Annotated in this window: 20 protein-coding genes; 7 read left to right on the top strand and 13 right to left on the bottom strand. The window is 61.6% G+C overall.

From position 1 onward, the window contains the following. Window positions 1–8: 8 nt before the first annotated feature. Both C0Z16_RS25900 and C0Z16_RS25895 read right to left on the bottom strand, forming a co-directional pair. Window positions 9–968 carry a substrate-binding domain-containing protein gene (locus C0Z16_RS25900; protein WP_102634914.1) on the bottom strand — a complete coding sequence of 320 codons (960 nt, stop codon included), beginning with the start codon at window positions 966–968 and terminating at the stop codon, window positions 9–11. 94 nt (window positions 969–1062) lie between these two features. Continuing rightward, window positions 1063–2412 (bottom strand): leucine-rich repeat-containing protein kinase family protein, encoded by a 1350-nt coding sequence (locus tag C0Z16_RS25895; protein ID WP_102634913.1) that lies wholly within the window; start codon window positions 2410–2412, stop codon window positions 1063–1065. 299 nt (window positions 2413–2711) lie between these two features. On the opposite strand from C0Z16_RS25895, the gene C0Z16_RS25890 reads away from it, so the two are divergent. Beyond that, window positions 2712–3314, top strand: a complete 603-nt coding sequence (locus C0Z16_RS25890) for a methylated-DNA--[protein]-cysteine S-methyltransferase (RefSeq protein ID WP_102634912.1) — start codon at window positions 2712–2714, stop codon at window positions 3312–3314. Window positions 3315–3358: 44 nt separating this feature from the next. On the opposite strand, the gene C0Z16_RS25885 is transcribed toward C0Z16_RS25890, so the two are convergent. Both C0Z16_RS25885 and C0Z16_RS25880 read right to left on the bottom strand, forming a co-directional pair. Continuing rightward, the gene (locus C0Z16_RS25885) at window positions 3359–4954 is read right to left on the bottom strand and encodes an alpha/beta hydrolase family protein (RefSeq protein ID WP_102634911.1); all 1596 of its coding nucleotides are present in this window, start codon (window positions 4952–4954) and stop codon (window positions 3359–3361) included. 71 nt (window positions 4955–5025) lie between these two features. Then, on the bottom strand, window positions 5026–6660 hold the full coding sequence (locus C0Z16_RS25880; RefSeq protein ID WP_102634971.1) for a methyl-accepting chemotaxis protein: 1635 nt from the start codon (window positions 6658–6660) through the stop codon (window positions 5026–5028). 424 nt (window positions 6661–7084) lie between these two features. On the opposite strand from C0Z16_RS25880, the gene C0Z16_RS25875 reads away from it, so the two are divergent. After that, window positions 7085–8593, top strand: coding sequence for an MFS transporter (locus tag C0Z16_RS25875; RefSeq protein ID WP_102634910.1), 1509 nt, complete (start codon window positions 7085–7087; stop codon window positions 8591–8593). Between the two features lie 38 nt (window positions 8594–8631). Here the strand turns inward: C0Z16_RS25875 and kdgD are convergent, their stop codons facing one another. From kdgD to C0Z16_RS25860, 3 genes are all read right to left on the bottom strand, one after another. Continuing rightward, entirely contained in the window at window positions 8632–9549 is a 918-nt protein-coding gene (gene kdgD, locus C0Z16_RS25870; protein ID WP_102634909.1) for a 5-dehydro-4-deoxyglucarate dehydratase, read from the bottom strand. A 61-nt stretch (window positions 9550–9610) separates the two neighbouring features. Beyond that, window positions 9611–10960 (bottom strand): glucarate dehydratase, encoded by a 1350-nt coding sequence (gene gudD / locus C0Z16_RS25865; RefSeq protein ID WP_102634908.1) that lies wholly within the window; start codon window positions 10958–10960, stop codon window positions 9611–9613. Between the two features lie 131 nt (window positions 10961–11091). After that, window positions 11092–12423, bottom strand: coding sequence for an MFS transporter (locus C0Z16_RS25860; RefSeq protein ID WP_102634907.1), 1332 nt, complete (start codon window positions 12421–12423; stop codon window positions 11092–11094). A gap of 425 nt (window positions 12424–12848) precedes the next feature. Between C0Z16_RS25860 and C0Z16_RS25855 the strand changes: the two genes are divergently transcribed. Then, the gene (locus C0Z16_RS25855) at window positions 12849–13559 is read left to right on the top strand and encodes a FadR/GntR family transcriptional regulator (RefSeq protein WP_102634906.1); all 711 of its coding nucleotides are present in this window, start codon (window positions 12849–12851) and stop codon (window positions 13557–13559) included. 10 nt (window positions 13560–13569) lie between these two features. On the opposite strand, the gene C0Z16_RS25850 is transcribed toward C0Z16_RS25855, so the two are convergent. The 3 genes from C0Z16_RS25850 to C0Z16_RS25840 are packed head-to-tail and all read right to left on the bottom strand — an operon-like array spanning window position 13570 to window position 16578. Continuing rightward, window positions 13570–13887, bottom strand: a complete 318-nt coding sequence (locus C0Z16_RS25850; protein WP_102634905.1) for an AtuA-related protein — start codon at window positions 13885–13887, stop codon at window positions 13570–13572. 1 nt (window position 13888) lies between these two features. Then, complete coding sequence (locus C0Z16_RS25845) at window positions 13889–15247, bottom strand: acyclic terpene utilization AtuA family protein (RefSeq protein WP_102634970.1); 1359 nt, start codon at window positions 15245–15247, stop codon at window positions 13889–13891. A gap of 26 nt (window positions 15248–15273) precedes the next feature. After that, the gene (locus tag C0Z16_RS25840) at window positions 15274–16578 is read right to left on the bottom strand and encodes a CitMHS family transporter (protein WP_102634904.1); all 1305 of its coding nucleotides are present in this window, start codon (window positions 16576–16578) and stop codon (window positions 15274–15276) included. Window positions 16579–16677: 99 nt separating this feature from the next. Here C0Z16_RS25840 and C0Z16_RS25835 point away from each other — a divergent pair, with 99 nt between their 5' ends. The 3 genes from C0Z16_RS25835 (at window position 16678) to C0Z16_RS25825 (ending at window position 19123) form a co-directional block, all read left to right on the top strand. Further along, window positions 16678–17571: a LysR family transcriptional regulator gene (locus C0Z16_RS25835; RefSeq protein ID WP_102634903.1), complete on the top strand. Its 894-nt coding sequence runs from the start codon at window positions 16678–16680 to the stop codon at window positions 17569–17571. Window positions 17572–17707: 136 nt separating this feature from the next. Beyond that, window positions 17708–18526, top strand: coding sequence for an alpha/beta fold hydrolase (locus C0Z16_RS25830; protein WP_102634902.1), 819 nt, complete (start codon window positions 17708–17710; stop codon window positions 18524–18526). A 369-nt stretch (window positions 18527–18895) separates the two neighbouring features. Beyond that, window positions 18896–19123 (top strand): hypothetical protein, encoded by a 228-nt coding sequence (locus C0Z16_RS25825; RefSeq protein WP_102634901.1) that lies wholly within the window; start codon window positions 18896–18898, stop codon window positions 19121–19123. A 185-nt stretch (window positions 19124–19308) separates the two neighbouring features. Here C0Z16_RS25825 and C0Z16_RS25820 read toward each other — a convergent pair whose 3' ends face one another. Continuing rightward, the gene (locus tag C0Z16_RS25820; protein WP_102634900.1) at window positions 19309–21537 is read right to left on the bottom strand and encodes an NADP-dependent isocitrate dehydrogenase; all 2229 of its coding nucleotides are present in this window, start codon (window positions 21535–21537) and stop codon (window positions 19309–19311) included. Window positions 21538–21944: 407 nt separating this feature from the next. Here C0Z16_RS25820 and C0Z16_RS25815 point away from each other — a divergent pair, with 407 nt between their 5' ends. Next, a complete protein-coding gene (locus C0Z16_RS25815) occupies window positions 21945–24125 on the top strand; it encodes a TonB-dependent siderophore receptor (RefSeq protein WP_102634969.1) in 2181 nt (726 codons plus the stop codon). A 145-nt stretch (window positions 24126–24270) separates the two neighbouring features. Here the strand turns inward: C0Z16_RS25815 and C0Z16_RS25810 are convergent, their stop codons facing one another. Continuing rightward, window positions 24271–25113 carry a N(5)-hydroxyornithine transformylase PvdF gene (locus C0Z16_RS25810; protein WP_102634899.1) on the bottom strand — a complete coding sequence of 281 codons (843 nt, stop codon included), beginning with the start codon at window positions 25111–25113 and terminating at the stop codon, window positions 24271–24273. A 43-nt stretch (window positions 25114–25156) separates the two neighbouring features. Further along, entirely contained in the window at window positions 25157–26527 is a 1371-nt protein-coding gene (locus tag C0Z16_RS25805; RefSeq protein ID WP_102634898.1) for a lysine N(6)-hydroxylase/L-ornithine N(5)-oxygenase family protein, read from the bottom strand. Between the last annotated feature and the right edge of the window lie 112 nt (window positions 26528–26639).

Raw genomic sequence — 26639 nt, 5'->3', positions numbered from 1 at the left:
TAAGCCCCTCACCGTTTCGCAGCAGTCACCAATTGCAGCGGCGTCTCTATGGTTCTCGACAACTCGCTCTGCTTCCTCTGTTCGGTTACCGCTTTCAACGCGACATCCATGCCGAACACGGCCTGCCGCTCGGCAAACTGATTGACCGTGGCAAGCACGTGGCCATCCGCGATCAATGGTTTGATTGCGTCAATGGCGTTATAGCCCGTGATATAGACGCCGCCGGTTCGGCCCGCATCACGAACGGCATCCGCTGCGCCCATTGCCATGTTGTCGTTCGCGCACAGCAGCCCGCGAATCTGCGGATACTGACCCAGCATTTTCGATGCGACGTCGCGGCCTTTGCCGTACTCCCAATCTCCGTTCTGGGTCGCGACCACGTCCATGCCCGCCGCGTTCATTGCCTCCCTGTAACCCGCTGTGCGTTGCTGTGCATTGCGATCCGCGCGAGTGCCCTCGATGATTCCCACCTGGTCGCCCGCCTTGAGCCGCTCCGCGAGATAGTTCGCCACCAGCGTCGCGCCCTTGCGATTATTCGGGCCCACGAACGGCACTGAAATCTTCGCAGCGTCCTGCAATGCGTCGTCGAGCGGATTGTCGATACTGACCACGATCATGCCCGCCTTGATCGCGCGCGCGACGACCGACGTCAGCGCTTTCGAGCCGGACGGCGCAATCACGATCGCGTTCACCTTCGCCTTGATCATGTCCTCGACGATGCGGATCTGCCCGGCCGTATCGGTCTCGGTCGTGGTTCCGCGAACCGTCAGCGCAAATTGCGACGCGTAATGCTGCTGGTAGTTCTTCGCGGCGTTGGCCATCGCGATGGTAAACGGATCGCCAAGCGACTTCAGCACAAGCGCGATCTTCGGCGGGCCTTGCACGATTGCCGCGCCGGCCGCACGCGTGAGACCGGCCGCAGCCAGTGCACCGGCGATCAACACGCGGCGGCGCATGCTCTGCGTCATGGTTCCTCTCCTTCGTGGCAGCGCTCGTGAATGGAACGAACGCCAACGAATGAACGCGGACTGGCTCGCCCGCAAAGGGCTCGCGTGGTCGACATCAGCGAGCCTTCAGCGCGAACAGATCCGATGCGATCTGCTCGAACAGTGGCCGGCTTTGAACGTCTTCGCTCAGACAACTATCCTTCAGCTTCACCAGCTTTTCGGCGACGCTGGATTGGTCAGCCGAAGCGGGCCTGACGGACCGGCCGCAACGGTCGATCAGTTCCTCAAGCAGACAACCATACGCCCGCACCTCCAGGCGTTCAAGCGCATCGCTCAAACCGGGGCTGTCCGCCGAATAGAAAGACGCGGCGCCGAAGTCCCCTAACAATACACGTGCCCGGCCATCGTGCAGAATGTTGTGCGCGTATAGATCGCCGTGCATGACGCCGCGTCGATGCAAGTGACACGCGGCCGATGCAATGCCGTACGCCATGTCCACAACATCGGCCGTATCGAAACGCGCGTTTGCATCGTAGACATCTCGCGTACACGACTCGAAACTGGGCGGCCCCGCCAGATTGCGGAATTGCGGCTCGATCAGTTCCATCACGAGGCCGTGTGTGTTCGCCGGATGGTCCTTCACTTTTCCGGCCACTGAAATCAGGTTCGCGTGATCGCCGGCTCGAATGCAGGCCGCCATTTCACAGTCGGGCAAACCATCGCTCGTGACGGCGCCTTTGAACAGTTTGACCGCGACGGGCCGCGACGCGCCGCCATGCTCGGATACTTTCGCCCGATAGATAACGCCCGAGGCGCCTTCGCCCAGTTGCTGCTGCAGGCACAGATCGTCCCAGTGGATGTCGGCGATGGGCGTATCGACCCATGCAGCGGCTTCCAATGCTTCGCTAAATGGATTGCCCGCGTAGGCGAGCCATGCGAGCCGCGGCATACGAAGCAACCATGCAGGCAATTCGCCGAGCTGATTCGCGGCAAGCCGCAGCAATTCGAGCCGCGAACAGGCGGCCAGCTCATCGGGAAGAAACCGCAGACGATTACCCGCCAGCATCAGCTTCTGCAATTGAGTACAGCAGCCAATTTCCGGCGGCAGCGCATCGACTTCATTGTCAGTGAGGATCAGCCAACGCAGTTGAGGCGGCAATGCATTGCCGGCGACTCTGTGGATTCGATTGGCCTTGAAGCCGACCATGCTCAATTGCGGACACTGCCCGAGTACTTCCGGCAACTCGGTGAACGGGTTATTGGACGCGAACATAATGCGCAATTTGCGTAGCCGCGCGAAGTCGTCGGGCAACGCAGAGAGTGCATTGCCCGATAGATCGAGCATTTCGAGCGAGTCGGCGAGATCGAAAATCTCGCGCGGGAATTCGGTCAGTCCGCACGCGAGTTTAAGATGACGTGCACCCGATAGCTGTCCGGCTCGCAGTTGCTCAAGTGTCGTTGTCACAGTGGTAGAAATATCCGGTGGCCGGCGCAAGTCGTGCGCGAAGGTGTCAATTCTACTGAGTCGCGCGGTGAAGCGCTTCTTGCAGCGTGAAGCTGTGCCGTTAGCCGGAATTGCTCACCGTCTCGCGCACCTATCCTTCATACTTGACGACGAAATAAACAGCAAGATTCGAAGCGCCGCCTGCAAGCGCAAAGTCCACACTCTGTTCATCGCCAAGCGCCGAGCGCGCGGCATTCATGGATTGGCAGACTCGCTTTGCCGTAACACCGCGCCTCACTTCAATTCGCAGGAGCAGACAAGTGACTTACGCATACACGCTGATGGATTCCCCGGTCGGCAAGCTAAAACTCGTTGCCAACGGCGAACGATTGACCGCCATTTTGTGGGAGAACGATAGGCCAAACCGGGTGCGTCTTGCAGACTTAATGCAAGCCGATGATCGACCCATCCTGATCGAAGCCGAGCGTCAGTTGAATGAATATTTCGCGGGCAAGCGACAGACTTTCGACCTCGCACTCGACTTTCAGGGCACTGCGTTTCAGAAGAAGGTGTGGGCCGCGCTGTTGACGATTCCATTCGGCCAGACTCGCACTTACGCGCAAATCGCCGTACAGATCGGCAATATCAAAGCAGTGCGGGCAGTCGGCGCGGCGAACGGCAGGAATCCCATTTCGATCGTGGCGCCGTGTCATCGCGTGATCGGCGCATCCGGCGACCTGACCGGCTTCGCGGGTGGCCTCGCGAACAAGATGCTGCTGCTCTCGCTCGAAGCGGGGCAAACTTCATTGGCAGCGGCTGCGGACAAGCCAACGCAAGGAGCCACAGACGCGGCCAACGTCGATGCAAAACGCGCACGCCCCGCGCCTGCTCGCGGAATGCAAAGCTCGTTGTTCGGCAATTGATGCAGTTAGCCGCGTGATGTGAAGCGACAAGCCAGCACGCACGCTCAGAAGTTCGCGAAGAATGCTCGCGCGGCAACCATGCATGAGCCCGCGACCAACCCTCCGTGATAGGACCGCAACACCGCGGACGCCCCACCGTCTGCTGCGCCGCCGGCAACGGCCTCGCTCGCAACCGCAGCCTTCGCGTTGGCAAAGCCCTGCTTGACCGGCGCGAACGGATCGTCAGGACCCGTCACAGGCGAGTCGACATCCAGCACCGAAGTCAGTCCCGCAGGCGCTTTCGCGTTCAGCCAGTAGGTCTGCTCAATCCGCGCGTTGAAGAAGAACACCATCGGGTCTGAGCCGCCGCCGCAAAGCAGAACGGGCGCCTTCGGAACCCAGTTACGCAAGTCGTTACGCTTGAATGCCTGCCGCAGCGGATGCGTGGGATTCGCTGCGGGTGCGAGGCTTGCCGTCGCGGTGGGGAAAGCGCCATCGGGATTCGCCGTCGCATCTTCGAGAAGACCGAGGCGATAGCCGTTGCGTACGAGATTGGCATCACCGAACCCTGTGGCAAACAGCGAGGCAAACGCGGGCGGCGTGAAGGATGGCGATGCAGGAGATGCCGCAGGCGGAGTCATAGAAGCGAATTGCGGAGCGGGCGGACTACGGCTGAAGAGATGCGTCGACGGCAATTTTCCTTGCGAGAAAAGGGTATTGAGAGGTTCCGTGCTCGGCAAAAGTTCTTCGATACCCGGCGCATAGGCGGCTTCAAAGAAGTCGGCCGGCTTGCGATAGAGGTTCTTATAAGCGTGCTGATAACCCGTCACGGCCAATGTCGTGAAGAGTGTCGCGCCAAGATTGACCTCGCCTGCAATGATCGCGTCAGCGGTGGCGGCGAGCGCATAAGGTCCCGATCCCGGCGCGGACGCTGTCACTTTGACGCCCGCTGCTTGCAGCGCGCGATGCGTCGCCAATGCAACGAAACCGCCTTGCGAATAACCGGTGACAAACAGCTTGCCGTTCTCGCGCGTTGTGGCTCGCGAACCGCCGTCGTTCAACACGGCGCGCGCCGCCCGCAGCGAATCGGTCATATCGGCGGATTGCTGGTCGGCGTTCAGATAAGGATGGTACGGGAGATCGGACCCGGCGTAGCCCGCATAGTTGGTGGCCGCCACGATGTAGCCGTGAGCCGCATACATCGCGGCCACACTCAGACCCTCCCCGGCGCCACCGTTGTTCGGGTCGGTTTGCGTGAGATCGGCGAGATTGTAATTGCGGTACGCAGTGGTGCCATGCGCATATAGCATCAGCGGACGCGGCCCACTGCAGGCAGAGGATTGTCCCTGCGGGATCATCAATGCGCCGCTTGCGGTGGCCGGTTCGCCCGCGCCGCCGATGGTCCGATAGCGGAAATACACAATGTCCACGCCGCAAACAGGCGTGCCCGCCAACCGTGCGAGTTGCTGCCCGGACGGGCTCGATGCAAGCAACTCGGACAATGCCGCTGCGCTAAGCCGCAACGTGACGCGATGATCGAGAAGCTGGCCGCGTGCACGGCATGCTTCATCGCATGACGAATCGGCATGCGCTGAGAAGCCGACGCTCAACGCAAGACAAGACAAGAGCGCGAGGGCCGCGTTGCGCATCGCTATAGGCATGCGAGTCTCCGAGCGAAATCGCTAGCATAGCGCCACCAGGGCGAATTCCGCTGAGCCCTCGCCTGCCGAATTCAAACCGCAGCCGCAAAACCGCGGGATTGTTTGGCCACCCCACGCACAACCGGCGCATCCACAACGCCGTCGCTCAGATCGGACTGCACTTTGAAGGTATCGATCGACGCTTCCAGAAGTCTCGCCTGCTCGGTCAATGTCTGCGCCACCGCGGCGGCCTCCTCGACGAGCGCCGCGTTCTGTTGCGTCACGCTGTCCATCTGCGTGACGGCATCGCCGACCTGATCGATGCCCGCGCTTTGCTCGGCAGCAGCGGCGGCAATGTCGCGCATCACACCGGAGAGCTTCGCAATCGCCTCGCTCGCCGCCTGAATCGTCGCGCCGGTTTTATCGACGAGTTCGACTCCGTTCTCCACGCGGCCGACCGCGCGGCTAATCAGCGTGCGGATCTCCTTCGCCGCGGACGCGCTGCGCTGAGCGAGCGTGCGCACTTCGCCAGCCACGACAGCGAAGCCGCGCCCTTCGTCTCCTGCGCGAGCCGCTTCAACGGCCGCGTTCAGCGCCAGAATGTTGGTCTGAAATGCGATGCCTTCGATCACCGAGATGATCTCCACCATCTTGTGCGATTCGGTCGATATCTCCTTCATCGTCGAGACTGCGTCGGCCGCCATCTCGCCGCCGTGATTGACGATCTGCTCCGCGCTCGCCGTCAGTTGGCTCGCCGTTTGCGCGTTCTCCGACGTTTGCCTGACCATCGCGGTCATCTGCTCCATGCTGGCCGCGGTCTCCTCCAACGAAGCCGCCTGGCTCTCCGTACGCGAGGACAGATCCGTATTGCCCGCTGCAATCTCTCGCGCGCCCGTCGCCACCTTGTCGGCCGCGCCGCTGATCTGCACGATGGTGTTGGCAAGCGCGTCACGCATCTGCTGCATGGTGTGCAGAAGACTCGAATGATCGCCCTGACGAATGTCGATCGGGATGACGAGATTGCCCTTCGTGATCTCGCCGGCGACCTGCGCGACGTAAGCCGGATCGCCGCCAATCGTGCGTTGAATGCTGCGGTTGGTGAAGGCGACGAGCGCCGACAGCAGCAGCGCGAGCGCGCCGAACACGCTGCCGAGGATATACAACGACACCCGGAACGCGGCGTCGATATCGTCGACGTAAGCGCCCGTTGCGATGATCCAGTCCCACGGCGCGTAACGCACCACGTAGCCGATCTTGTCGACCGCGGCGGACGGCGGATTGTTCGGATGCGGGAACACGTAGTCGACGAAACCGCCCTCTGGCGCCTGGGCCACCGTGGCGAACGTCACGTAATGGTGGCGGCCGTCGGCATCCGCGGTGCCCGCGAGATCCTTACCGTTGGATGCGGGTTTCATCGCATGCATGATCATGCGTGGCTTCGAGTCAAGCACGAGAAAGTAGCCGTCCTCGCCGTAGCGGACCTCGCGCAGACGCTCGAGCGCCTGCTTGCGCGCATCGGCCTCGCTGAGCGCACCGCTTTGTGCAAGCGCCGCGTATTCCTTCACAATGCTGAGCCCGACATGGCCCACGTTCACGAGGTCATGCTTGCGCTCTTCGATGCGCGTCTCACGCGCCAACCACGCCGCCGACACCGACACTGCAAGGAGTGCCAGCAGGCTGACGACAAGCGGCAACCAGAGCTTCTGCGTGAAATTCAATCGGTGCATGCGCCGCCCCTGTTTCGTACGATCGAACGAGGTCAGTTGATGACTGCGAAGGCCGCCCATGGTTTGGCGGCACCGCTCCATCACTATGACCACTCGACCTATTTATCGGCAGCGATGCGTACGGCATTTGTAGAGACAAACCCTCTGTTGGTTGCCAACGCAGCCCCGAAAAGGCAACTCTCGCCCGCAACCTTCTTTTCCGGCAAAACGAGCGAAAGCCACAAACCGGCCAGGACAATAGTTTCAGCTAAGGGCAAACCCGTATAATCGCCGTGCAAGAGGTCAGACAACTACCCCACACACGTTGTCGAGACCCTGCGCCGTCCTGCCCGGCCGGCGCTTTTCTTAAAACGCTCTCCTGCCCTGATCCGTGACTTCCACTGCCGCTGCAACCGCGCTGCCTTTCCGGAACGCCCTCTTCGCGATGCTCGGCATCGGTCTCGTCAATATGCTCGTGGCGCTCGACCAGACGGTCGTCAGCACCGCGCTGCCGTCGATTGTCGCGGAGCTGCACGGCTTCGAGTATTACGCGTGGATCGCGAGCGCTTACCTGCTGGCGTCGGTGGTGACCGTACCGGTGTTCGGGCGGCTCGGCGATTACTTCGGCCGCAAGCGCTTCGTGATCGCCGCGGTGATCACGTTCACGGTGGCGTCCGTGCTATGCGGCATCGCGAACGACATGCTGTTTCTCGTGATCGCGCGCGGCTTGCAAGGCGTGGGCGGCGGGATGATGGTCGGCACGGCGTTCGCGTCGATACCGGACCTGTTTCCCGATCCGCGCGCACGCGTGCGCTGGCAAGTGGTGATGGCCGCGGCCTACGGCATCGGCACGGCGGCGGGGCCGTCGCTCGGCGGCTGGATGAGCGAGCATCTGGGCTGGCGCTCCACGTTTCTGATCAATCTGCCGGTCGGTGCGGCGGCGCTCTATTTCATCTGGGTGCATCTGCCGAGCTTTCAGCGTCCGCATGACGGCGAGGTCAAAATCGACTGGCTCGGCGCCGGGCTCGTGGCCGCGGTGTTGGGCGGTCTGCAGGCTTTCATCGAAGCTGTGCCGAAAGACGGCTTGACCGCCGGCAACATCACGCTCGCGGTCTGTGTGATCGTCGGCGCGATTGCGCTGTTCGTGTGCGAGAAGCGCGCCACGCATCCGATCATTCCGCTCGATCTCTTCAAGGACTCGCAGCTCGTCACGCTGTTCACGCTCGGCATGCTGTCCGGCTTCGTGATGTTCTCGCTGATTTTCTTCGCGCCGCTGCTGCTGCAAGGCGGCTTCGGACTCTCCCCGCAACAGGCCGGCCTGCTGGCCACGCCGATCGCCGCATGCATTGCGCTCGGCAGCGTGCTCAACACGCGCATCGTCATTCACATGAAAAAGCCGACGCGCATTCTGTCGATCGGCTTCACGCTGCTGCTGTTCGCGTCGATCGGGCTCGCGTTCGCAAATCCGGGAACACCGCACCTGTGGATCGAATTGCCGATGGCCGCGGTCGGCATCGGTCTCGGCTTCATCCTCAACAATCTGAATGTGTTCGGCCAGGAGATTGCAGGCCGTGAGCGCTTCGGCATCACGACGGCGCTCCTGCAATCCACGCGAATGGTGGGCGGCATGTTGGGCACGAGCATCGTGGCGACTGTCGTGCAGCACCACTATCGCGATGTGGTCACGCGAACCATCAGCGTGCTCGGTGAGCCGGCCGCATCGCAATGGCGGCCACGCTTCGTCGATCTGCGCATTCTGATCGACGAAGCATCGCGCCTGAAACTGATCGCGGACATGAAGCCGTCAGGGCTCGACACGCTCGCATTGATCGACACCGCGCGCGATGCGCTGGTGCAATCCATTCATATCGGCGTGTGGCTCACCGCCGTCGCGGCGCTGGCTGCGGCGCTGCTTGTGCAGCGGATTTCGCATGTAGTGTTTCGCCGCGGCTAGACATCCGGCCGCGGGCGAGACATACAGACAGGCAGCGTTTATTGCGGGCCAAGCTTCCTGATCAGCGCGTCGAGTTGCGTGAACTCTTCGTCGGTCAGATCGGTCAGCGGCGCGCGCACCGGACCCGCATCGCGGCCGACCAGTTTCGCGCCCGCCTTCACGATACTCACCGCGTAACCCGCGCGACGATTGCGAATCGCCAGATACGGCAGGAAGAACTCGTCGATCAAACGCGACGTGGTCGCATGATCGTCAGCGGCAATCGCGCGATAGAACGCCATCGCGGTCTTCGGAATGAAGTTGAACACCGCCGACGAATACACCGGCACGCCCAGCGCCTTATAAGCCGCCGCATAAACTTCCGCTGTCGGCAAACCGCCGAGATAGGAAAAGCGATCGCCGAGGCGCCGGCGGATCGTCACCATCGCTTCAATTTCGCCCACGCCGTCCTTAAAGCCGATCAGGTTTGCGCAGCGATCCGCGAGCCGTTCGAGCATATCGGCATTGAGCTTCGAATTTGCGCGGTTATACACGATCACGCCGACGTTCTTCACCGCGTTGCACACCTGTTCGACGTGTGCTGCAATGCCTTCCTGCGAAGCCTCGGTCAGATAATGCGGCATCAGCAGCACGCCGCTTGCGCCAAGGCGCGCCGCTTCCTGCGCATACTCGATTGCGACGCGCGTCGGGCCGCCCGCGCCCGCGAGAATCGGCACCTTGCCTTTGCAGGTTTCGGTCGCCGTGCGGATCACGTTCGTGTAGTCGCTTTTGGTCAGCGAAAAGAATTCGCCCGTGCCGCCCGCCGCGAACAGCGCGGTGGCACCATAAGGAGCGAGCCATTCGAGCCGCTCAGCGTACGTGTCGGCGCGAAAGTCGCCTTTCGCATCGAAGTCGGTCACGGGAAAGGACAACAGGCCTTCGGATACGATCGCTTTGAGTTCTTGCGGTGAAGTCATGAGTGGGTGGCGTGAATATCGTCAAATGTGAATGAGCGCGCGGTGGGCTGGATCGCAACTCTCAGCGCACGAGGCACGGGCGCTTGTTGTCGAACTTCCAGTTGGGAATGAGGTACTGCATCGCGACGCCGTCGTCGCGTGCGCCGAGACCGTGCTGTTGATACAGCGCGTGCGCCTTTTCGAGCTCGTCCATATCCACTTCGACGCCGAGCCCCGACTTCTGCGGCACCTTCACCTTGCCGCCGACGATCTGCAACGGTTCGCGCGTCAAACGCTGGCCGTCCTGCCAGATCCAGTGTGTGTCGATCGCGGTGATCTTGCCGGGCGCGGCGGCGGCCACCTGCGTGAACATCGCAAGCGAGATGTCGAAGTGATTGTTCGAATGCGAGCCCCACGTGAGGCCCCAGTCGTTGCACATCTGCGCGACGCGCACGGAGCCCTGCATGGTCCAGAAGTGGGGATCGGCAAGCGGGATATCAACGGACTGCAACTGGATTGCGTGGCCCATCTGGCGCCAGTCGGTCGCGATCATGTTGGTCGCCGTCGGCAAGCCGGTCGCGCGGCGGAATTCCGCCATCACTTCGCGGCCCGAATAGCCGTTCTCGGCGCCGCATGGATCTTCCGCATACGCGAGCACGTCGTGCTTGTCGCGGCACAGGCGCACGGCTTCGGCAAGTGACCACGCTCCGTTCGGATCGAGCGTCACGCGGGCCTTGGGGAATCGTTCAGCGAGCGCGGTCACCGCTTCGATTTCAGCGTCGCCGGACAACACGCCGCCCTTGAGCTTGAAGTCGTTGAAGCCATAGCGGGCTTGCGCAGCTTCGGCGAGACGAACCACGGCTTCGGGCGTCAGCGCTTCTTCGGTGCGCACGCGGTCCCAGTCGTCGCGTCCGTCGGCGCCGCTCGCGTACGGCAGATCGGTTTTGTTGCGATCGCCGATATAGAACAGGTAGCCGAGCATTTCCACTTCGTCGCGTTGCTGGCCTTCGCCGAGCAGCGCGGCGACAGGCACGCCGAGATGCTGGCCGAGCAGATCGAGCAAGGCGGCTTCGAGCGCGGTCACCGCGTGAATCGTGGTGCGCAGATCGAACGTCTGTAGACCGCGGCCACCGGCATCGCGGTCGGCGAATTGCGTGCGCACTTTGTTCAGGATAGCTTGCAAATTACCAATCGACTGGCCGACGACGAACGGCCGCGCGTCGTCGATCGTCTTGCGGATATTCTCACCGCCCGGCACTTCGCCCACGCCAATGTGACCGGCGCTGTCGCGCAGAATCACGACATTGCGCGTGAAGAACGGGCCATGTGCGCCGCTCAGATTCATCAACATGCTGTCGCGGCCTGCGACGGGCACGACGCGCAACTCGGTGACGGTGGGCGTGTCGTTCGAACTAGATGGTTTGGTGGACATGTGGACTAGACCAGGTGAGTAAGTGAGCCGGACGGTGCAGAGCGGCGCGTCATGCGAACGCGCTCAACACCTGTGCCGGACGGAAACTGTTGCGCGCATGGCTCATGAGCGGCGGCTATGGAAACGAGCGTTCAGTGTGCACCGCCTTGCAGCGGATCGCGTAACACGTTGCCATCGCGGCGTCGATTGCGCGCGAGGAAGGCCGCTGCCGCCGCGATCAGCGAGGCCACGCCCAAACCGTACAAGCCGCCAGTGATCGAACCGGTGTGCTGCTGCAAATAGCCGAAGGTGGCGGGCGCGAAGAAACCGCCCAGATTGCCGATGGAATTGATCAGCGCGATCACCGCCGCGGCCACGCGTGCATCCAGATAACCTTGCGGAATCGGCCAGAACAGCGAGGCTGCCGCCTTGAATCCAATTGCCGAGAAGCAGATTGCGACGAACGACAGAACCGGATTACCCGACGTCGACGCAAACAGGCCGCACGCCGCGATCACGAGCGCCACAGCGAGCCAAGCCTGCTGGAAACGCCATTTTGCCGAGAGTAACGCGAAGCAGTACATTGCGACCATTGCGATGAGCCACGGAATCGCATTGAGCATGCCGACTTCGAAATCGGAGAGGCCGCCGATCTTGCGGATGATCGTCGGCAGCCAGAACGTGGCCGCGTAAATCGTCAACTGGATCGCGAAGTAGAGAAAGCAGAACAGCGCGATTTGCGGGTCCTTCAACAATTTGATGGCCGGCACATGCGCGCCGCCATGCGCCACGCGCTCGGCCTGCTCCGCAGCGATCGAGCTTTCGAGAATGCGCTGCTCTTCCGTGGTCAGCCAGGTTGCGTCGCTAATGCGCGACTTCAGGAAGATCCAGCTCACCGCGCACAGCACAATCGAAAAGCCGCCTTCGATCAGAAACATCCATTGCCAGCCGTGCAGGCCGAGTCCGCGAACGGACAGCAGGCTGCCGGTGATCGGCCCGGACACGACCGACGCGATTGCCGAGCCCGAGAGGAAAATCGCCACGGCCTTGCCGCGTTCTTTCTGCGGCAGCCATTGCGTGAAGTAGAACACCACGCCCGGGAAGAAACCGGCCTCGGCGACGCCAAGCAGAAACCGCAGCACATAGAACGACGTTTCGTTCGACACGAACGCCATGGCCGCGGCCACGACACCCCATGTGCCCATGATGCGGGTCAGCCACGCGCGCGCGCCGTACTTCTGCATCAGCACGTTGGACGGCACTTCGAACAGCGCATAGCCGATAAAGAACAAACCGCTCCCGAGGCCGTACGCCGCCGCGCCGATGCCGAGATCGGTTTTCATATGAGCGTTGACGAAACCGATGTTCACGCGGTCGATGTAGTTCGCGATAAACATGATCAGGAAAAGCGGCAGCACGTGCCGCTTCACTTTCGAGACGGCGGATGCTAGCGGATCGATTGCCGTGGTGAGAGCTGAGTTCAACGGAGGTCTCCAGTATCGGCCGTCGAGCGGCCTTGATCGAACGTCGCGTGCGCCGGGTACCGTCCGTCGTCGAAGGATAAACGGTAAGGACACACGAGATATGTTGTCTGATGACAGTCTACCGTCGTTCGAAGGGAGTTTCCAATGCGGTGTTTACCCTTGTTTCCCGCTACTTTAGGCGCATTGCGGCGCTGAAGCGCCGACCAACCAGCTTTAGATGGGCCGCCTCGCGTTCAATTAAGACGTCTGATGACACATTGAGCCCGTAACGCCGGGCGGCCCGGCAGTCACAACTCTCCGCGCCAGCGAATCCGCCATGGCTTTTTACGACAGACGTTATGATGGCTAATGTCCAGACGTCACCAGACGTCCCGCGCGCCCGCGTGGCGCGCGTTTTCAGCCGATTAGCCCAACAAGCCCCAGAAATGAGCAGCCTAACTGAGAAGGTGGTGGCCACCCTTTCCGACGAAATCCGCCGCGGCGTCCTGAGACCGGGAGACCGCATACCGACCGAAGTCGCGATGATGAAGCAGCTCTCGGTGAGCCGCTCCGTCGTGCGCGAAGCAATCTCCCGCCTGCAGGCGGCGAGAGTAGTGGAAACCCGCCATGGCATCGGCACGTTCGTGCTTGCGCCCGCTCCCGAGAAGGCCATGGAGCTACCCGCCGCGGATCTGTCGAGCATGCTCGACGTGATGGCGATCATCGAATTCCGTATCGATGTGGAAGCCGCGTCGGCAGCGCTCGCAGCCGCGCGGCGCACCGAGCAGAGTCTCAAGCAGATGCGCGCCGCGCTGGAGCGCTTCGAACTGGAGCTGGAGCGCGGCAGCACCGACACGCTCGCGCACGATGTCGAGTTTCATTTGCAGATCGCGCGGGCGAGCGGCAATCGCTATTTTTTCGACGTGCTCAGCCAGTTGGGACGCGCGGTGAGTCCGCGCACGCGGCTCGGCTCAGCAGAGATCGCGGAGCTCGATCAGATCGAGACTTTGCGCAACGTGCTCAACGAGCATCAATTGATTTATCGGGCGATCGAGCGGCAGGATCCCGACGACGCCCGCGCCGCGATGCGCATGCATCTGAGCAACAGCCGCGAACGGCTGCGTCGCGCGCACGAGTTGAGTAAAGCGGGCGAATAACGGTCGACGGTCAGGCCGTCGGCGGCGGCTCGATCTCCAGGCCCATGAACGCGGAACTCAGCGATTTGCCGTGCGCGTCGAGCGCGAGCGAGCGCGTCACGCCTCCGCCGAGCGCATCACCGAGTACGAAGTTGAACGCGGCAATCGCGGGCAATTCATAGCGCACGACATTGCCGCGCACCACATCCGCAAGATGCGCCTTGACGCGCTGCGGCGTCAGGACGGCTCGCAAATGCTCGTAGTGCCGCGCGTCGTAACAGATCACGGAGATGTTCAACGTGTTGCCTTTGTCGCCGGTTCGGGAATGAGCAAGCTCGCGTAGTTTCATTTCAAGCCTCCACCATGGTGAAAGCCGGCGTCACATGCTCGCGCGGCAGAAGGACCGATTGCACCGCAACGACTTCCCGCGCCGACTTCGTGACCCCACCGCCGCCCGCCGGACCATTCGTGTACAAGGTCTCGACTTCATTGCCGATGTGTACCGCTTGGTTCAACGATGCCGTGCGTCCCGCCACGCGCGCACGCACTTCGTACGGCTCGGCAAAATCAGCAGCCAGGGTTTCGCCGTGCAATGCGTTCACGCCAATCAGATCGAAACGCAATTCATGCGTCTGAACTCCGGTCAGCGCAAGCCGCTCGCGCACGATGTCGAGCGCGAGGCGAGCACGCGTCAGCGCCCCCGGGCCGGCATATGAAATCTGCCCTTCGCCGATATAGCCGTCGAAATACGCGACGGAGACCTTGAGCGTGCCCGTGCGCGGCGTGCCGTTGCCACCCGTCACGCGAACACGATCCGGTGCTTCCTGCTCGACGCGCACCTGTGAAAAATCAGCGACCACGTCCGGTTGCAAATAACGTCGGGGATCGTGGATCTCATACAGCAGTTGCTCCTTACACGTCGCCTCGGTCACGCGTCCGCCAGCTTGCGCGAGCTTGGTGATGACCACGGCGCCGTCCTGCCCGACTTCCGCGATGGGAAAGCCGAGCCTTGCCAGCGCGGGAACGTCCTTGAAACCGGGGTCCGCGAAATAGCCGCCGGTGATCTGCCCCGCGCATTCGAGCAGATGGCCGATCACGGTCGCCTGGCCCAGCGTCCGCCAGTCGTCCATGCGCCAGCCGAACTCGTGGATCAACGGCGCGACGAACAACGATGGATCGGCCACGCGCCCCGTCAGAATGATCTGCGCGCCGGCTGCGAGCGCGTCGACGATCGCGCTCGCGCCCATATAAGCGTTCGCGGAGACGAGCCGCGTCTTATAGTCCGCCACGCGCTCGCCGGATTCCTCGAAATGGAAATCGCCGTCAAGCACGGCGTTGAGCACATCGTCGCCGGTAATGGCCGCAATCTTGATGTCGCCGAGACCGAGCACGCGCGCAATCTGCGCCGTCTTGCGCGCCGCCGCGAGCGGGTTGGCCGCGCCCATGTTCGAGATGATGCGCACGCCGTTGCGCAGCGCGGCGGGCAGCACCGCCTTCATGCGCGTTTCGAGGAGCGGGTCGTAGCCGAGATCGGGGTCTTTGCTGCGCGCCTGCTGCGCGATTGCGATGGTGCGTTCGGCGAGACATTCGAACACGAGGTAATCGAGCGCACCGTGTTCCGCGAGTTCGACCGCGGGCTCGATACGGTCGCCCGAATAGCCCGCGCCCGCGCCGATTCGCACAAGGCGTCCATGCTGAGTGGCTGTCATGCTGCTCACACCTGTTTCGGTAAGGCTCACAGTGAAAATATCCCCAACGCGACGCACGCAATCGTCATCACGATCGATGCGCCGAACAACAGGGGGAACGTGAATCTCTGATGGTCTGCGAGATCGATGCCGCACAAGCCGACCACTAGAAAAGTGGCGGGCGTCAACGGGCTGACCGGAAAGCCCGTCGTCATCTGGCCGAGCAACGCGGCCTGGCCGACTTGCACCGCGGGCACCCCGAGCTGCCCGGCCACTTCGGCGATAACCGGCAGTACTCCGAAATAAAACGAGTCGGGATCGAACAGCATGCTAAGCGGCATGGACATGATGCCGAGCGCGACGGGAATATGGCTCGCCATCGCGGGCGGCACGAAGCCGACCGCTGCTTGCGCCATCGCCTTGAGCATGCCGCTGCCCTGCATGACGCCGGTGAACACGCCCGCGGCGAGCAGAATGCCGGCCATCATCAACGCTGCGCGTGCATGCGCGTCGATCCGTTTGCGCTGCATGTCCACGTTCGGATAGTTCACCATCAGCGCGACGCATAGGCCGACCATGAACATGATTGCGGGCGGAATCTTCTCGCCCATCACGACCATCGTGCCGAGCACGACAAGCGTGAGCACAATGTTGAACCAGAAATTCCTGGGTCGACGCAATGCCTGTTCTTCAGGTGTCAGTTCGCGCTTAGGCATCGGCAGCGAACCGCTACCAGCGCCGAGGCCTAGCCGCTTTTCCTCGCGACGTCCGAGCCAGAATGCGACGCCGAACACGAAGACGAGGCCGATTGCCTGCACCGGAATCAGCGGATTGAACAGCGCAGAAATCGGCAGATGCAGCGAAGCGGACGCGCGAATCATCGGCCCGGTCCATGGCAGGAAGTTAATGCCGGCCGCCATCGAAACAGCCGCGGCCAGCACGCGCCGGTCCATTTTCAGACGGTCGTAAAGCGGCAGCATCGCGGGAATCGTGACGAGAAAGCAGACCGCGCCGGAGCCGTCGAGGTGAATCAGCAGCGCGAGCAGCGTAGTACCCATCACAATGCGCGTGGGCCGAGTGCCGACCGCGCGCAGAATGCGGTCGATGATCGGATCGAGCGTGCCCGCGTCGGTGATGGTGCCGAAATAGAGAATCGCGAAAACGAACATACCGACGACCGGCGCGAGGCCCTTGAGCCCGTCGATCACGAACTTGCTTGTTTGAAAGCCGAACCCGCCGATCAATGACGCGGCAATCGGCACGATGATGAGGGCCACCAGCGGCGACATGCGTTTCGACAGAATGGCGCCGAGCAGCACGACGATGGTAGCCAGCCCCAGCAATGGCAGCATGTGCTTGTCTCCGATGTTGTTTTTTACTGCGATCCAGCGTAAGTTCTGGGCAGCAATAAATCAATTGAAATGAATTGATCGCAGCAATTACGGAACGTCATGGATCTGAATCTTCGGGACATTCGCGCGTTTATCGCGGTGGCGCAAACGGGCAGCTTCACGCAAGCGGCGACGCGCCTGCATCTTTCGCAACCGGCGTTGACCGTGCAGATCCGGCGTCTCGAAGACACGCTCGGGCTGCGTCTGTTCGACCGCAACAGCCGCAATGTCGCGCTGACGCCAACCGGTCGCGATCTGCTGCCGCTTTTGCAAAAGTCGCTGCACGACATGGAGCAGGTGCTGATCGATGCTCGCGCACTCGGCGACGGCGCAAGCGGCACCGTGCGGATCGCGTGTCTGCCGACATTCGCGGCAAGCTCGTTGCCCGAACTCGTGCAGAACCTGAAAAAAGCCGTGCCGCGCGTGAGCTTTCAGGTGCGGGATGTGGTCGCGAGCATGGTCAATACGCTGGTGCGCAATGAAGAGGCCGACATAGGACTGACCGGCGGCGATCTCGACGATGCAAGTCTTGAAATGCTGCATGCGGGCATCGACCGACTGGTCGTTGTTTGCCCGAAGCGCCACCCGCTGGCGAAGCGGCGGCGCATCACGCTTGCCGATCTCGGCGCCACGCCGCTCGTGTTGACCGCGCAAGGCACGAGTGTGCGGGCGGTGGTCGATAGCGCGTTTTCAAAGGCGCGCTGCGTGCCGGAGATTGCTTGTGAGCCGACCTACATGATGAGCGCCGTCGCAATGGTCCGCGCGGGGCTCGGCGTGACGATCTTGCCGGCGTCGGCGCGCGAAGTGAGAGCCGAGCCAGAACTGGTGGTGCGTCCCGTCGACGATCCCGCGTTCACGCGTCCCATCGCGCTTATCAAGAAACGCGGCCGCACCTTGCCGCCCGTCACGGAGATCTTCGTTGCAATGCTGATTGAGAAGCTCGAAGCGGATTGAAGGGCGATCGGGCGCTTGCATGGGCCATGGGCTATGGGCCGCCGGCTGGCAAAATCTCGTAGGGTGTTGCTTTCCGCGCCCCCAGGCTGGCACCCTAGCGAATCCGATAGCAACCGCCTTGCATGGGACAACGGCCATGACCTCTTCCACCGAACCGCGCGACGACACCCTCGAACATTTCGAGGCGCACGGCGCGCCGCCGTTGCCCGCGTCGAACGAGTCCGGCTGGGTGGAGCACGAAGGCGCGCGAATCTGGTACGCGTCTTACGGCAGCGGCGCCCCGGTCGTCCTGCTACACGGCGGCCTTGGTCATAGCGGCAATTGGGGTTATCAGATACCGCCGCTGCTCGACGCGGGCTATCGGGTGGTGGCGATCGACAGCCGCGGCCACGGCCAAAGCACGCGGGACACACGACCCTACAAGTACGAACTGATGGCCTCGGACGTGCTCGCGGTGATGGACTCGCTCACGCTCGAGCGTGCCGCGATGGTGGGCTGGAGCGACGGCGCGTGCGTGGCGATGGTGCTGGGCCTCGTGGCGCCCGAGCGCGTTGCCGGCGTGTTCTTCTTCGGCTGCAATATGGACCCGAGCGGCACGAAGGCGTTTATGGGGACGCCGGTTATCGACCGCTGTTTCAGCCGGCATCGGCAAGACTATGCGCGGATCTCCGCTACGCCTGACGACTTCGATGCTTTCGTCGCGGCCGTCAGCGAAATGATGCGAACCGAACCCAACTATGCCGCGCACGATCTGGCGCTCATCCGCGTGCCGGTTCAGATCGTGCACAGCGAGCATGACGAGTTCATCAAGCCGGAGCACGCCGACTATCTCGCGCGCAGTATTCCGGGCGCGGAATTGACCGTGCTGTCCGGCGTCAGTCATTTCGCGCCGCTGCAAAGGCCGGCACTGTTCAATCAGGCGATGCTCGCGTTTATTCAGCGCGCGCTTTTGTGAAGACGTGCCTCGAACACATACAGCGCCGTATCTCTGGGACCCTAAAGATTTCACGATGTGACACGCACCCTTGCTTCGTAAAAAATCGTGGTGCAGGGCACAAATCCGCCATTTCGCAATGCCGCCCCACGTTGCACATCGCAAAACGCAGCTCGCATCTCACTGTTTTTAAAGGACATTTTTCGCTCAAACGAAGCGTCTAACAATGGCTTGCGCCGCTGCCTGCTGACGTAGACTCTTTTACAAGAGCAGGCGCTTCATGTGGTGAAGCCGGTTGGATGGGACGAAACGCTGTCTCGCTGGTCCCCGAATCCCACGCACGAAGCCGCCACGGCACCGCGGTTTTTATTGGCAATTGGGAGACTAAAAATGAAAGGCTTTCGCTTTGGATCGACTCAGGGAGCGTTCTACATTTTGCCGGGCCAAGACGGTTGGGAAGCAACCTACGGCAATGACACGCTCGGGGAGTTTTCGAGCCCGCAACAAGCGGCCGACGATCTCGCGCGCGGCTTGACCTGCCCGCATCTGTCCGAAGTCGACACGTCGACGCTGGAGATTCCGGAAAAACTGAGCGACTGGGAAATCGTTCACGTTTGATGGACGGCATGACGCGCGTCCACGTAATCGCAGAAACGACGATGGCGCTCGAGAGCGCCATCGTCATGCTTACCGCTTACTTCTGTGCGGCCTTGGGTCCGTTTGCTAATGCGTTTGCTAATGCCTTTGCTAGTGCGTTCGCAGCCGCGCTCTTTCGTGCGCCGCTCCACACAAGGCCGAGCACATCAGGCGATGGAGTCCACGATCCGGTTCAGCGTGGCGCTCGGGCGCATAGCCTTGCTCGTCAGTTCGACATTCGGACGATAGTAACCGCCGATATCGACCGGCTTGCCCTGCGCTGCACGCAATTCTTCGAGGATCTTCGCTTCGCTGTCGGCCATTGCCTTCGCCACACCGGCGAACTGCGTCTGCAACGCGGCGTCTTCCGTTTGCGCGGCCAATGCTTCGGCCCAGTACATCGCGAGATAGAAGTGGCTGCCGCGGTTGTCGAGACTGCCAACCTTACGCGCCGGCGACTTGTCGTTGTCCAGGAACTTGCCGGTTGCCTGGTCCAGCGTTTTCGCGAGAACCTGTGCCTTCGGGTTGTGATACGCGCTGCTCAGATGTTCGAGCGACGCGGCCAGCGCCAGGAATTCACCCAGCGAGTCCCAACGCAGGAAACCTTCTTCGACCAGTTGCTGAACGTGCTTCGGCGCCGAACCGCCCGCGCCCGTTTCGAACATGCCGCCGCCTGCCATTAGCGGGACGATGGACAGCATCTTCGCGCTCGTGCCGAGTTCCATGATCGGGAACAGGTCGGTCAGGTAGTCGCGCAGCACATTGCCTGTGACCGAGATTGTGTCCTTGCCGGCGCGAATGCGTTCGACCGAGAACTTCGTTGCCTCGACCGGCGTCATGATGCGAATGTCCAGACCGTTCGTGTCGTGGTCCTTCAAGTACTGCTCGACCTTCTTGATGATCTGCGCGTCGTGAGCACGAGCCGCGTCCAGCCAGAACACGGCCGGCGTGCTGGTGGCGCGCGCGCGGTTCACCGCGAGCTTGACCCAGTCCTGCACCGGCGCGTCCTTGGTCTGGCACATGCGCCAGATGTCGCCCGCTTCCACCGCTTGCTCGATCAGCACCGCGCCGCTTGCGTCGGTCACGCGGACCACCCCGTTTGCCGGAATCTGGAACGTCTTGTCGTGTGAACCGTACTCTTCGGCGGCTTGCGCCATCAGGCCGACGTTCGGCACCGTGCCCATCGTGACCGGATCGAACGCGCCATTCTTCTTGCAGTCTTCGATCACAGCCTGGTACACACCCGCATAGCAACGGTCCGGAATCACAGCCTTCGCGTCGTGCAGTGCGCCGTCCGCGCCCCACATCTTGCCCGATTCGCGAATCATGGCCGGCATGGACGCGTCGACGATCACGTCGCTCGGCACGTGCAGGCTGGTAATGCCCTTGTCCGAGTTGACCATGGCCAGTTGCGGACGCTGTTCGTATTGAGCCTTGATGTCGGCTTCAATCGCTTCGCGCGTTTCAGCCGGCAGGTCCTTCAGGCGCGCATACAGATCGCCGATACCGTTGTTCGGGTTGAAGCCGGCCTGCGCCAGCGCGTCAGCGTGCTTGGTCAGCACGTCCTTGTAGAACACCGACACCACGTGACCGAAGATGATCGGATCGGACACCTTCATCATCGTGGCTTTCAGGTGCACCGAGAACAGCACGCCCTTCGCCTTCGCATCGGCGATTTCGGCTTCGATAAAGCTGCGCAGCGCGTTCTTGCTCAGCACCGATGCGTCGATGATCTCGCCCGCCTGCACCGCCGTCTTTTCCTTCAGGACCGTCTTCGTGCCGTCGGCCGCCGTCAGTTCGATCTTCACCGCACCGGCCGCTGCGATCAGCGCCGATTTTTCGCTGCCGTAGAAATCGCCACCGCTCATGTGCGCCACATGCGACTTCGAGTCCGCGGCCCACGCGCCCATCTTGTGCGGATGCTTGCGCGCATAGTTCTTGACCGACAGCGGCGCGCGGCGGTCAGAGTTGCCTTCACGCAGCACCGGGTTGACCGCGCTGCCCTTGATCTTGTCGTAGCGTGCCTTGACGTCTTTGTCCGCGTCCGTCGTGGCGACGTCCGGATAAGGCGGCAGCTTGTAGCCCTGGTCGCGCAATTCGGTGATTGCGGCCTTCAGTTGCGGCACTGAAGCGCTGATGTTCGGCAGCTTGACGATATTCGCTTCGGGACGCGTAGTCAGCCCACCGAGCTCCGCCAGATCGTCGGAACCCTTCTGTTCCGCGGTCAGGTAGTCCGGAAATGCAGCGATGATCCGGCCAGCAAGCGAGATATCGCGCGTTTCAACGATCACGTCGGACGAGCGCGTGAACGCCTTGACGATCGGCAGCAGCGAATAAGTCGCCAGAGCAGGCGCTTCGTCGGTCAGGGTGTAGATGATCTTCGGCGGTGTGGACATGTTTGATGCTTTTGCTAGGTGAAGTGGAAGACAGAGCGTGGAGAGCGCTGAGCCAGCGATTTGCGACGAAGCGGCAAAACGCAGCGCGACCCACGGCACTACTTTTTACGGCCCGACCGTGAGTATATGCGGGTTTTTCTCCGGCCGCTGCTAAACAAACATGCCGAGCAACCCTGCGGAACTGTCCGGATTCCCGTCCGACAAGGCTTTCCGCGATTTCGCCAATGTCTGAATACATGTGTCTTATAGATGACTCGTGGCTCTGCCGTATTGTGAATGCGAATCATATGCATTACCATTCGTGTGAAACCACCCGTTTCACCCTCGTTTGACAACCACTCGCTCGCCCGTTGCCGTTGCGCACACCGTTGATGCGCGTCGGCGCCAACCTGCCCAATTCAAAGAACATGCAGAAATCATTTGTCGCCAGCCGCCCGCCGTTCGCGCGCGGCCACCGCCGTACTCCATCGCTGCTCAGCGCGGGGCTTCTGGTTAGCGTCGGTCTGTCGCTTTCGACGCTTTCGTCGTCCGGATGGGCGCAGGTCGCCGCAAGCGACGCCACGGCCACCCTGCCGGCCGTGAGCGTGTCCGCGTCGAAAGACGCGCCCGTCGCGCAGGCCGACACGGTCAGCGCGGGCGCACTCGGCACGCGCAAGCAGGTGGACACGCCGTTCTCCACGCGAACCGTGACGAGCGAGGAAGGCCAGGATCTGTTCGCCACCACGTCGAACGATCTGTTCAAGTACGACCCGGCCGTGTCCGTGATCAGCGAAAACTCGGTCAGCGAAAACTCGATGTTCACGGTGCGCGGCATGCCGATCGACACGCTGAACGGCATCAAGGTGGACGGCCAGAGTTTCCCGTCGTGGGACACCGACCTCTCGCTCGAGCCGTTCGAGCAGGTCGAATTGCTTAAGGGCCTGTCGGGCTTCATGTATGGCTTCGGCGCGCCGGGCGGCATCGTCAACTATGTTTTGAAGCGCCCCACCGACACGCCGTATCGCAGCATCACCGCCGGCTATAAATCGGCCGGCGTGTTCAGCGAGGCCGTGGATCTGGGCGGCCGCTTCGGCAACGACAACCGGCTCGGCTACCGCCTGAATCTCGTCAACGAAGACGGCAACACGGCCGAGCAGAACGGACATGTGCGCCGCCAGGTCGCGTCGCTCGCGTTCGACTTCCGCATCACACCGGACCTCACGTGGAGCGTCGACGCGTTCTATCAGAAGCGCAAGACCAACGGCACGCTCTTCGGCATGATGTTCGGCTCGGGACTCGGCATTCCCGACGCAAGCACCGTCACGCATGCGCTGACCCAGCCACAAAACTACTATCAGACGGAGATGGCCTCGTTCGGCACGGGCCTCGACTACCGGCTTTCCGAGAACTGGCATGCGAGTGTGAAGTACCGTTTCGCGAAAGAAAACCGCACGAATTCGGACAGCATGCTGTTTGTCACCGACGACGCGGGCAACTACTCCAACACGCTCTACGCGGCCATGACGCGCTACTTCTATCAGAACGTCGACGCAATGGTGCACGGCAAATTCAGCACCGGCAGCATCAAGCACGACGTGGTGGTCGGCGCCGGCTTCTCCACGCAGACCAGCGAATACAGCAACAGCGAAGGCTGGAACAACGGCTACTTCCTCGGCAACGGTAATCTGTATAGCAGCACCTTGCTGACCAATGATGAAGTGAGCATCGGCTCCGAGCTGTACCGTCAGCAGCGCACGACGCAAGCCGCCGTGTACGCGAGCGACACGGTACAGCTTACGTCGCGTCTTTCCGCGCTCGTCGGCCTGCGCTATACGCAATATCGCCAGCACGTGTACGACCCGTCGGGCGCGGTGTCGTCGCAATACAGCGCGGACCCGGTCACGCCGACTTTCGCGCTGATGTTCAAGACGGACCCGTATTCCACGCTGTACGCGAGTTATGTGGAATCGCTGGAGCAAGGCGGCGCGGCGTCGAATACCAATCTGAATTACCCGGAAACGTTCGGTCCGCTAAAGAGCAAGCAGTATGAAATCGGCTTCAAAACAGACCATAGCAAGTGGGGCGCCAACCTCGCGCTGTTCCGCGTGGATCAGGGCTACAACTACACGAACTCCGCGAACATTTTCGTGCAGGACGGCACCAAGCGTTATACCGGCGTCGATGCAAGCGGCTGGCTCGCGCTCACGAGCGAATGGCGTGTACTCGGCGGCGTGATGTGGCTGAACACGAAGGCCGTCGATGTGGACGATGCCTCCGTCGAAGGCAAGCGCATATATGGCGCACCGCGCTTCACGGTGACGGGCCGCGTCGAATACAACCCGTCCTATCTGCGTCCGTTGACGCTGGCATTCGGCGGCAAATATGTGAGCAACCAGGCAGTCGACGCAGCCAACACCCAATTCGTGCCGGCGTATGTGACCTACGATTTGAGCGGCCGTTATGAAACGAAGATCGCGGGCAAGGACGTGACGTTCCGCGCGGGCATCAACAACCTCTTCAACCGCCGCTACTGGACGACTGCATGGGGCTATTACGTTGCACCGTCGCCGACCCGCACCGCGGTAGCCAGCGCTACTTTGCAATTCTAGGTATTTGTCGAAGGAGGAGCGCCTGGCTCAGGCGCTCCGAGCATCGCGGGAATTTGCGCAACGAGTGTAATGATTGAATGCATGTAGCGCAGCATGAGGCGCATTGCGATTCCTGTTGAATCGCGTGTGCGCCGCTGACAAAACGCTACACTTCCATCTGCATTGTCTGCCCGGCCATGATCGCGAGCCCTTCATGCAAGGCAGGGAAAAGACTGCGATTGAAATTATTCCAGCGCAACTCGAGAATCGTGTCGTCCTTGTCGATTTCCGTGTTCAGCACATCGAAAATCACTTCGCCGGAATCGATGCCGTTGTCGACGTAATGAAACGACGCCCCCGTCAGATGCAGCGGCTCGACAGCCACGGTCTCCATGGTTTTCCAGTTGAGCACTTTTCTGCCACGCGCGCCGTAAAGCGCATCCAGCGTCGCATACGCGCCGCGTCGCTCATACGGCGATTCGGCTCGCGTCACGCCCGGATGAATGTTCACGATCTTCCGATAGAACGGCGCACCAGGCCGAACGAGTTCATCGAGAATGATCAGCAAACCGTCGAGCACGACAATGTCGGCTTTCAATTCGATCAGCGTATCGAGCAAGTGCTTTTCGAAACCGCTCTTGCCCGCAGCACGCCCTGGCGCGACCAACGGCTCCCGCCGATATGTCGACGGAATGGCGAGCAGTAGATCGTTGACGAGCTTGCCCTGCACGCGCAACCCAGGCGGATAGAACCAGCGCTTGCCCCGCTCATACGCAAAGCCGTATTCGCCGAGCTTCTCGCAATCCCGTGCGGAGCCCGCATCGTCGTCGTAGATCACTTTTTCGAGCGAATACTGGTCGCCAAGGCTTGTTTCATTGAGCGCCTCGACAAGCGATTCCAGCACCGACTTCATGTAACGCGTGCCGCTCTTGTACGCAATGTCCTGACCCGCCTTGTCGGCGGCGGCGTTTCTCAGCGACCAGATATAAACGAGTTTCTTCTTCGGCATACTCGCCTCCTCTAGTTCGTGTGGTCGCATCTGCGACGGATCATCAAAGAGCGAAAGCCATGCTGCCCGCTTTTGCCGTATCGTCACGCGTCTCTGCTGTTCGGTTCCCCGACCGCTCCAGCGACGATTGACTCGCAAGCGAAGCGACGATTTCATCCGAGCGCAGTGCGAGAACCGACAGCAGCGTGTCCGAAAGACCGTGGCTATCCTCACAGCAGCCTTGCAGATAAATACGCGGTTTAAAGTTCTCCGGCGTAGTGAGACGGTAATCGCGCTCCACGTTGCCTTGCTCGGGCGCATCGCCGAGATGCGGGGCGAGATCATTCAGCAAGTCCAGATGCGTATCGCGGCGATAGCCGGTGGCCAGCACGAGCGCATCGAATTGTTCGGAGCGAGCGCGGCCGTTCAGCCGGTCGCGCAGCGTGAGTTCGATCTGTCCGCTTGCCGTGCGCGCCGCCGTTTCAATCGCGGTATTCGCCAGCAGCCGATGCCGCGGTTCCGACGACACGTTCTGCAGGTAAAGCATCTCGTAGATCTGCTCGATCAGCGGCCTATCGACCACCGCATAGTTCGTGTCGCGAAAGCGTTCGATCAACGAACGACGGCCGTCGCGCGGCTGCGCAAAGACAATGTCGGTGAACGCCGGATTGAAAATCTCGTTAACGAACGGGCTGTCGTCGGCGGGCTTGAGCGCGCTCGAACGAATCACGAGGCTTGCATCCACATGCGGATAGCGGCGCGTCAAGTCGGCGAACACTTCCGCCGCGCTTTGTCCCGCGCCTATCACCGCAATGCGTTTGCGCTGACCGTTCGCCGGCCCGGCCACACGATCAATCGACGTGAGGTACTGCGACGAGTGCACAATATTGTGCGAGCCGAGCGCGGCGAACGCTTCCGGAATCTGAGCACCGCCGCCGACGCCGACCGACAGCGCACGCGTCACACGCTGCCATTCGTGGCCTTCGGCGTCGCGCGAAAATACGCGCAGCGCTTCAACGCCGCTCGCGTTGTCGCCGCCCTTCACCGCCTCGATGCCGATCACCGTTTGACCGTAGTTCACACGGTCGTCGAAAGAGGACGCTACCCAGCTCAGGTAGTCGTGGAACTCCACGCGCGTCGGGTAAAAGCTCTTCAGATTGACGAAATCCGCCAGACGTCCACGCTCGAACAGATAGTTGATGAAGGTGAACCGGCTCTTCGGATCGCGCAGTGTCACCAGATCCTTCAGAAACGAAATCTGCATCCGGCAATCGTCGAGCAGCATGCCGCGATGCCAGCCGAATTCCGCTTGGCGCTCGATGAAGCAATGGGCGAGGTTGTGCACTCCGGCTTCTTCAGCGAGGCGCACGGCAAGTGCGAGATTGGACGGTCCGAAGCCGATGCCGATCAGATCAAATACGGGGTCTCTATGCATATCGCAGGTCCTTATCGGTATGAGACGGCGCACTCAACGCGCGGCCGCGAAAAAATGTTGTTCGCTGATTTAAAGCAGTTTTTAACGGGCTTTTTTTGCATGATGGCGCTGC

Origin of the sequence: Paraburkholderia rhynchosiae, assembly GCF_002879865.1 — a bacterium.
Lineage (GTDB): Bacteria > Pseudomonadota > Gammaproteobacteria > Burkholderiales > Burkholderiaceae > Paraburkholderia > Paraburkholderia rhynchosiae.
The sequence above is the reverse complement of the archived record's forward strand: the minus strand, read 5'-3'. Positions and strand labels throughout refer to the sequence as shown.

Excerpts from the sequence above, each read along its gene's own strand:
- C0Z16_RS25875 (WP_102634910.1), top strand. The coding sequence starts at position 7,085 with ATGCTCGGCATCGGTCTCGTCAATATGCTCGTGGCGCTCGACCAGACG.
- C0Z16_RS25830 (WP_102634902.1), top strand. The coding sequence starts at position 17,708 with ATGACCTCTTCCACCGAACCGCGCGACGACACCCTCGAACATTTCGAG.
- C0Z16_RS25880 (WP_102634971.1), bottom strand. The coding sequence starts at position 6,660 with ATGCACCGATTGAATTTCACGCAGAAGCTCTGGTTGCCGCTTGTCGTC.
- C0Z16_RS25810 (WP_102634899.1), bottom strand. The coding sequence starts at position 25,113 with ATGCCGAAGAAGAAACTCGTTTATATCTGGTCGCTGAGAAACGCCGCC.
- C0Z16_RS25855 (WP_102634906.1), top strand. The coding sequence starts at position 12,849 with ATGAGCAGCCTAACTGAGAAGGTGGTGGCCACCCTTTCCGACGAAATC.
- C0Z16_RS25885 (WP_102634911.1), bottom strand. The coding sequence starts at position 4,954 with ATGCCTATAGCGATGCGCAACGCGGCCCTCGCGCTCTTGTCTTGTCTT.
- C0Z16_RS25845 (WP_102634970.1), bottom strand. The coding sequence starts at position 15,247 with ATGACAGCCACTCAGCATGGACGCCTTGTGCGAATCGGCGCGGGCGCG.
- C0Z16_RS25900 (WP_102634914.1), bottom strand. The coding sequence starts at position 968 with ATGACGCAGAGCATGCGCCGCCGCGTGTTGATCGCCGGTGCACTGGCT.
- C0Z16_RS25835 (WP_102634903.1), top strand. The coding sequence starts at position 16,678 with ATGGATCTGAATCTTCGGGACATTCGCGCGTTTATCGCGGTGGCGCAA.
- C0Z16_RS25815 (WP_102634969.1), top strand. The coding sequence starts at position 21,945 with ATGCAGAAATCATTTGTCGCCAGCCGCCCGCCGTTCGCGCGCGGCCAC.
- gudD (WP_102634908.1), bottom strand. The coding sequence starts at position 10,960 with ATGTCCACCAAACCATCTAGTTCGAACGACACGCCCACCGTCACCGAG.
- C0Z16_RS25825 (WP_102634901.1), top strand. The coding sequence starts at position 18,896 with ATGAAAGGCTTTCGCTTTGGATCGACTCAGGGAGCGTTCTACATTTTG.
- C0Z16_RS25805 (WP_102634898.1), bottom strand. The coding sequence starts at position 26,527 with ATGCATAGAGACCCCGTATTTGATCTGATCGGCATCGGCTTCGGACCG.
- C0Z16_RS25850 (WP_102634905.1), bottom strand. The coding sequence starts at position 13,887 with ATGAAACTACGCGAGCTTGCTCATTCCCGAACCGGCGACAAAGGCAAC.
- C0Z16_RS25840 (WP_102634904.1), bottom strand. The coding sequence starts at position 16,578 with ATGCTGCCATTGCTGGGGCTGGCTACCATCGTCGTGCTGCTCGGCGCC.
- C0Z16_RS25820 (WP_102634900.1), bottom strand. The coding sequence starts at position 21,537 with ATGTCCACACCGCCGAAGATCATCTACACCCTGACCGACGAAGCGCCT.
- kdgD (WP_102634909.1), bottom strand. The coding sequence starts at position 9,549 with ATGACTTCACCGCAAGAACTCAAAGCGATCGTATCCGAAGGCCTGTTG.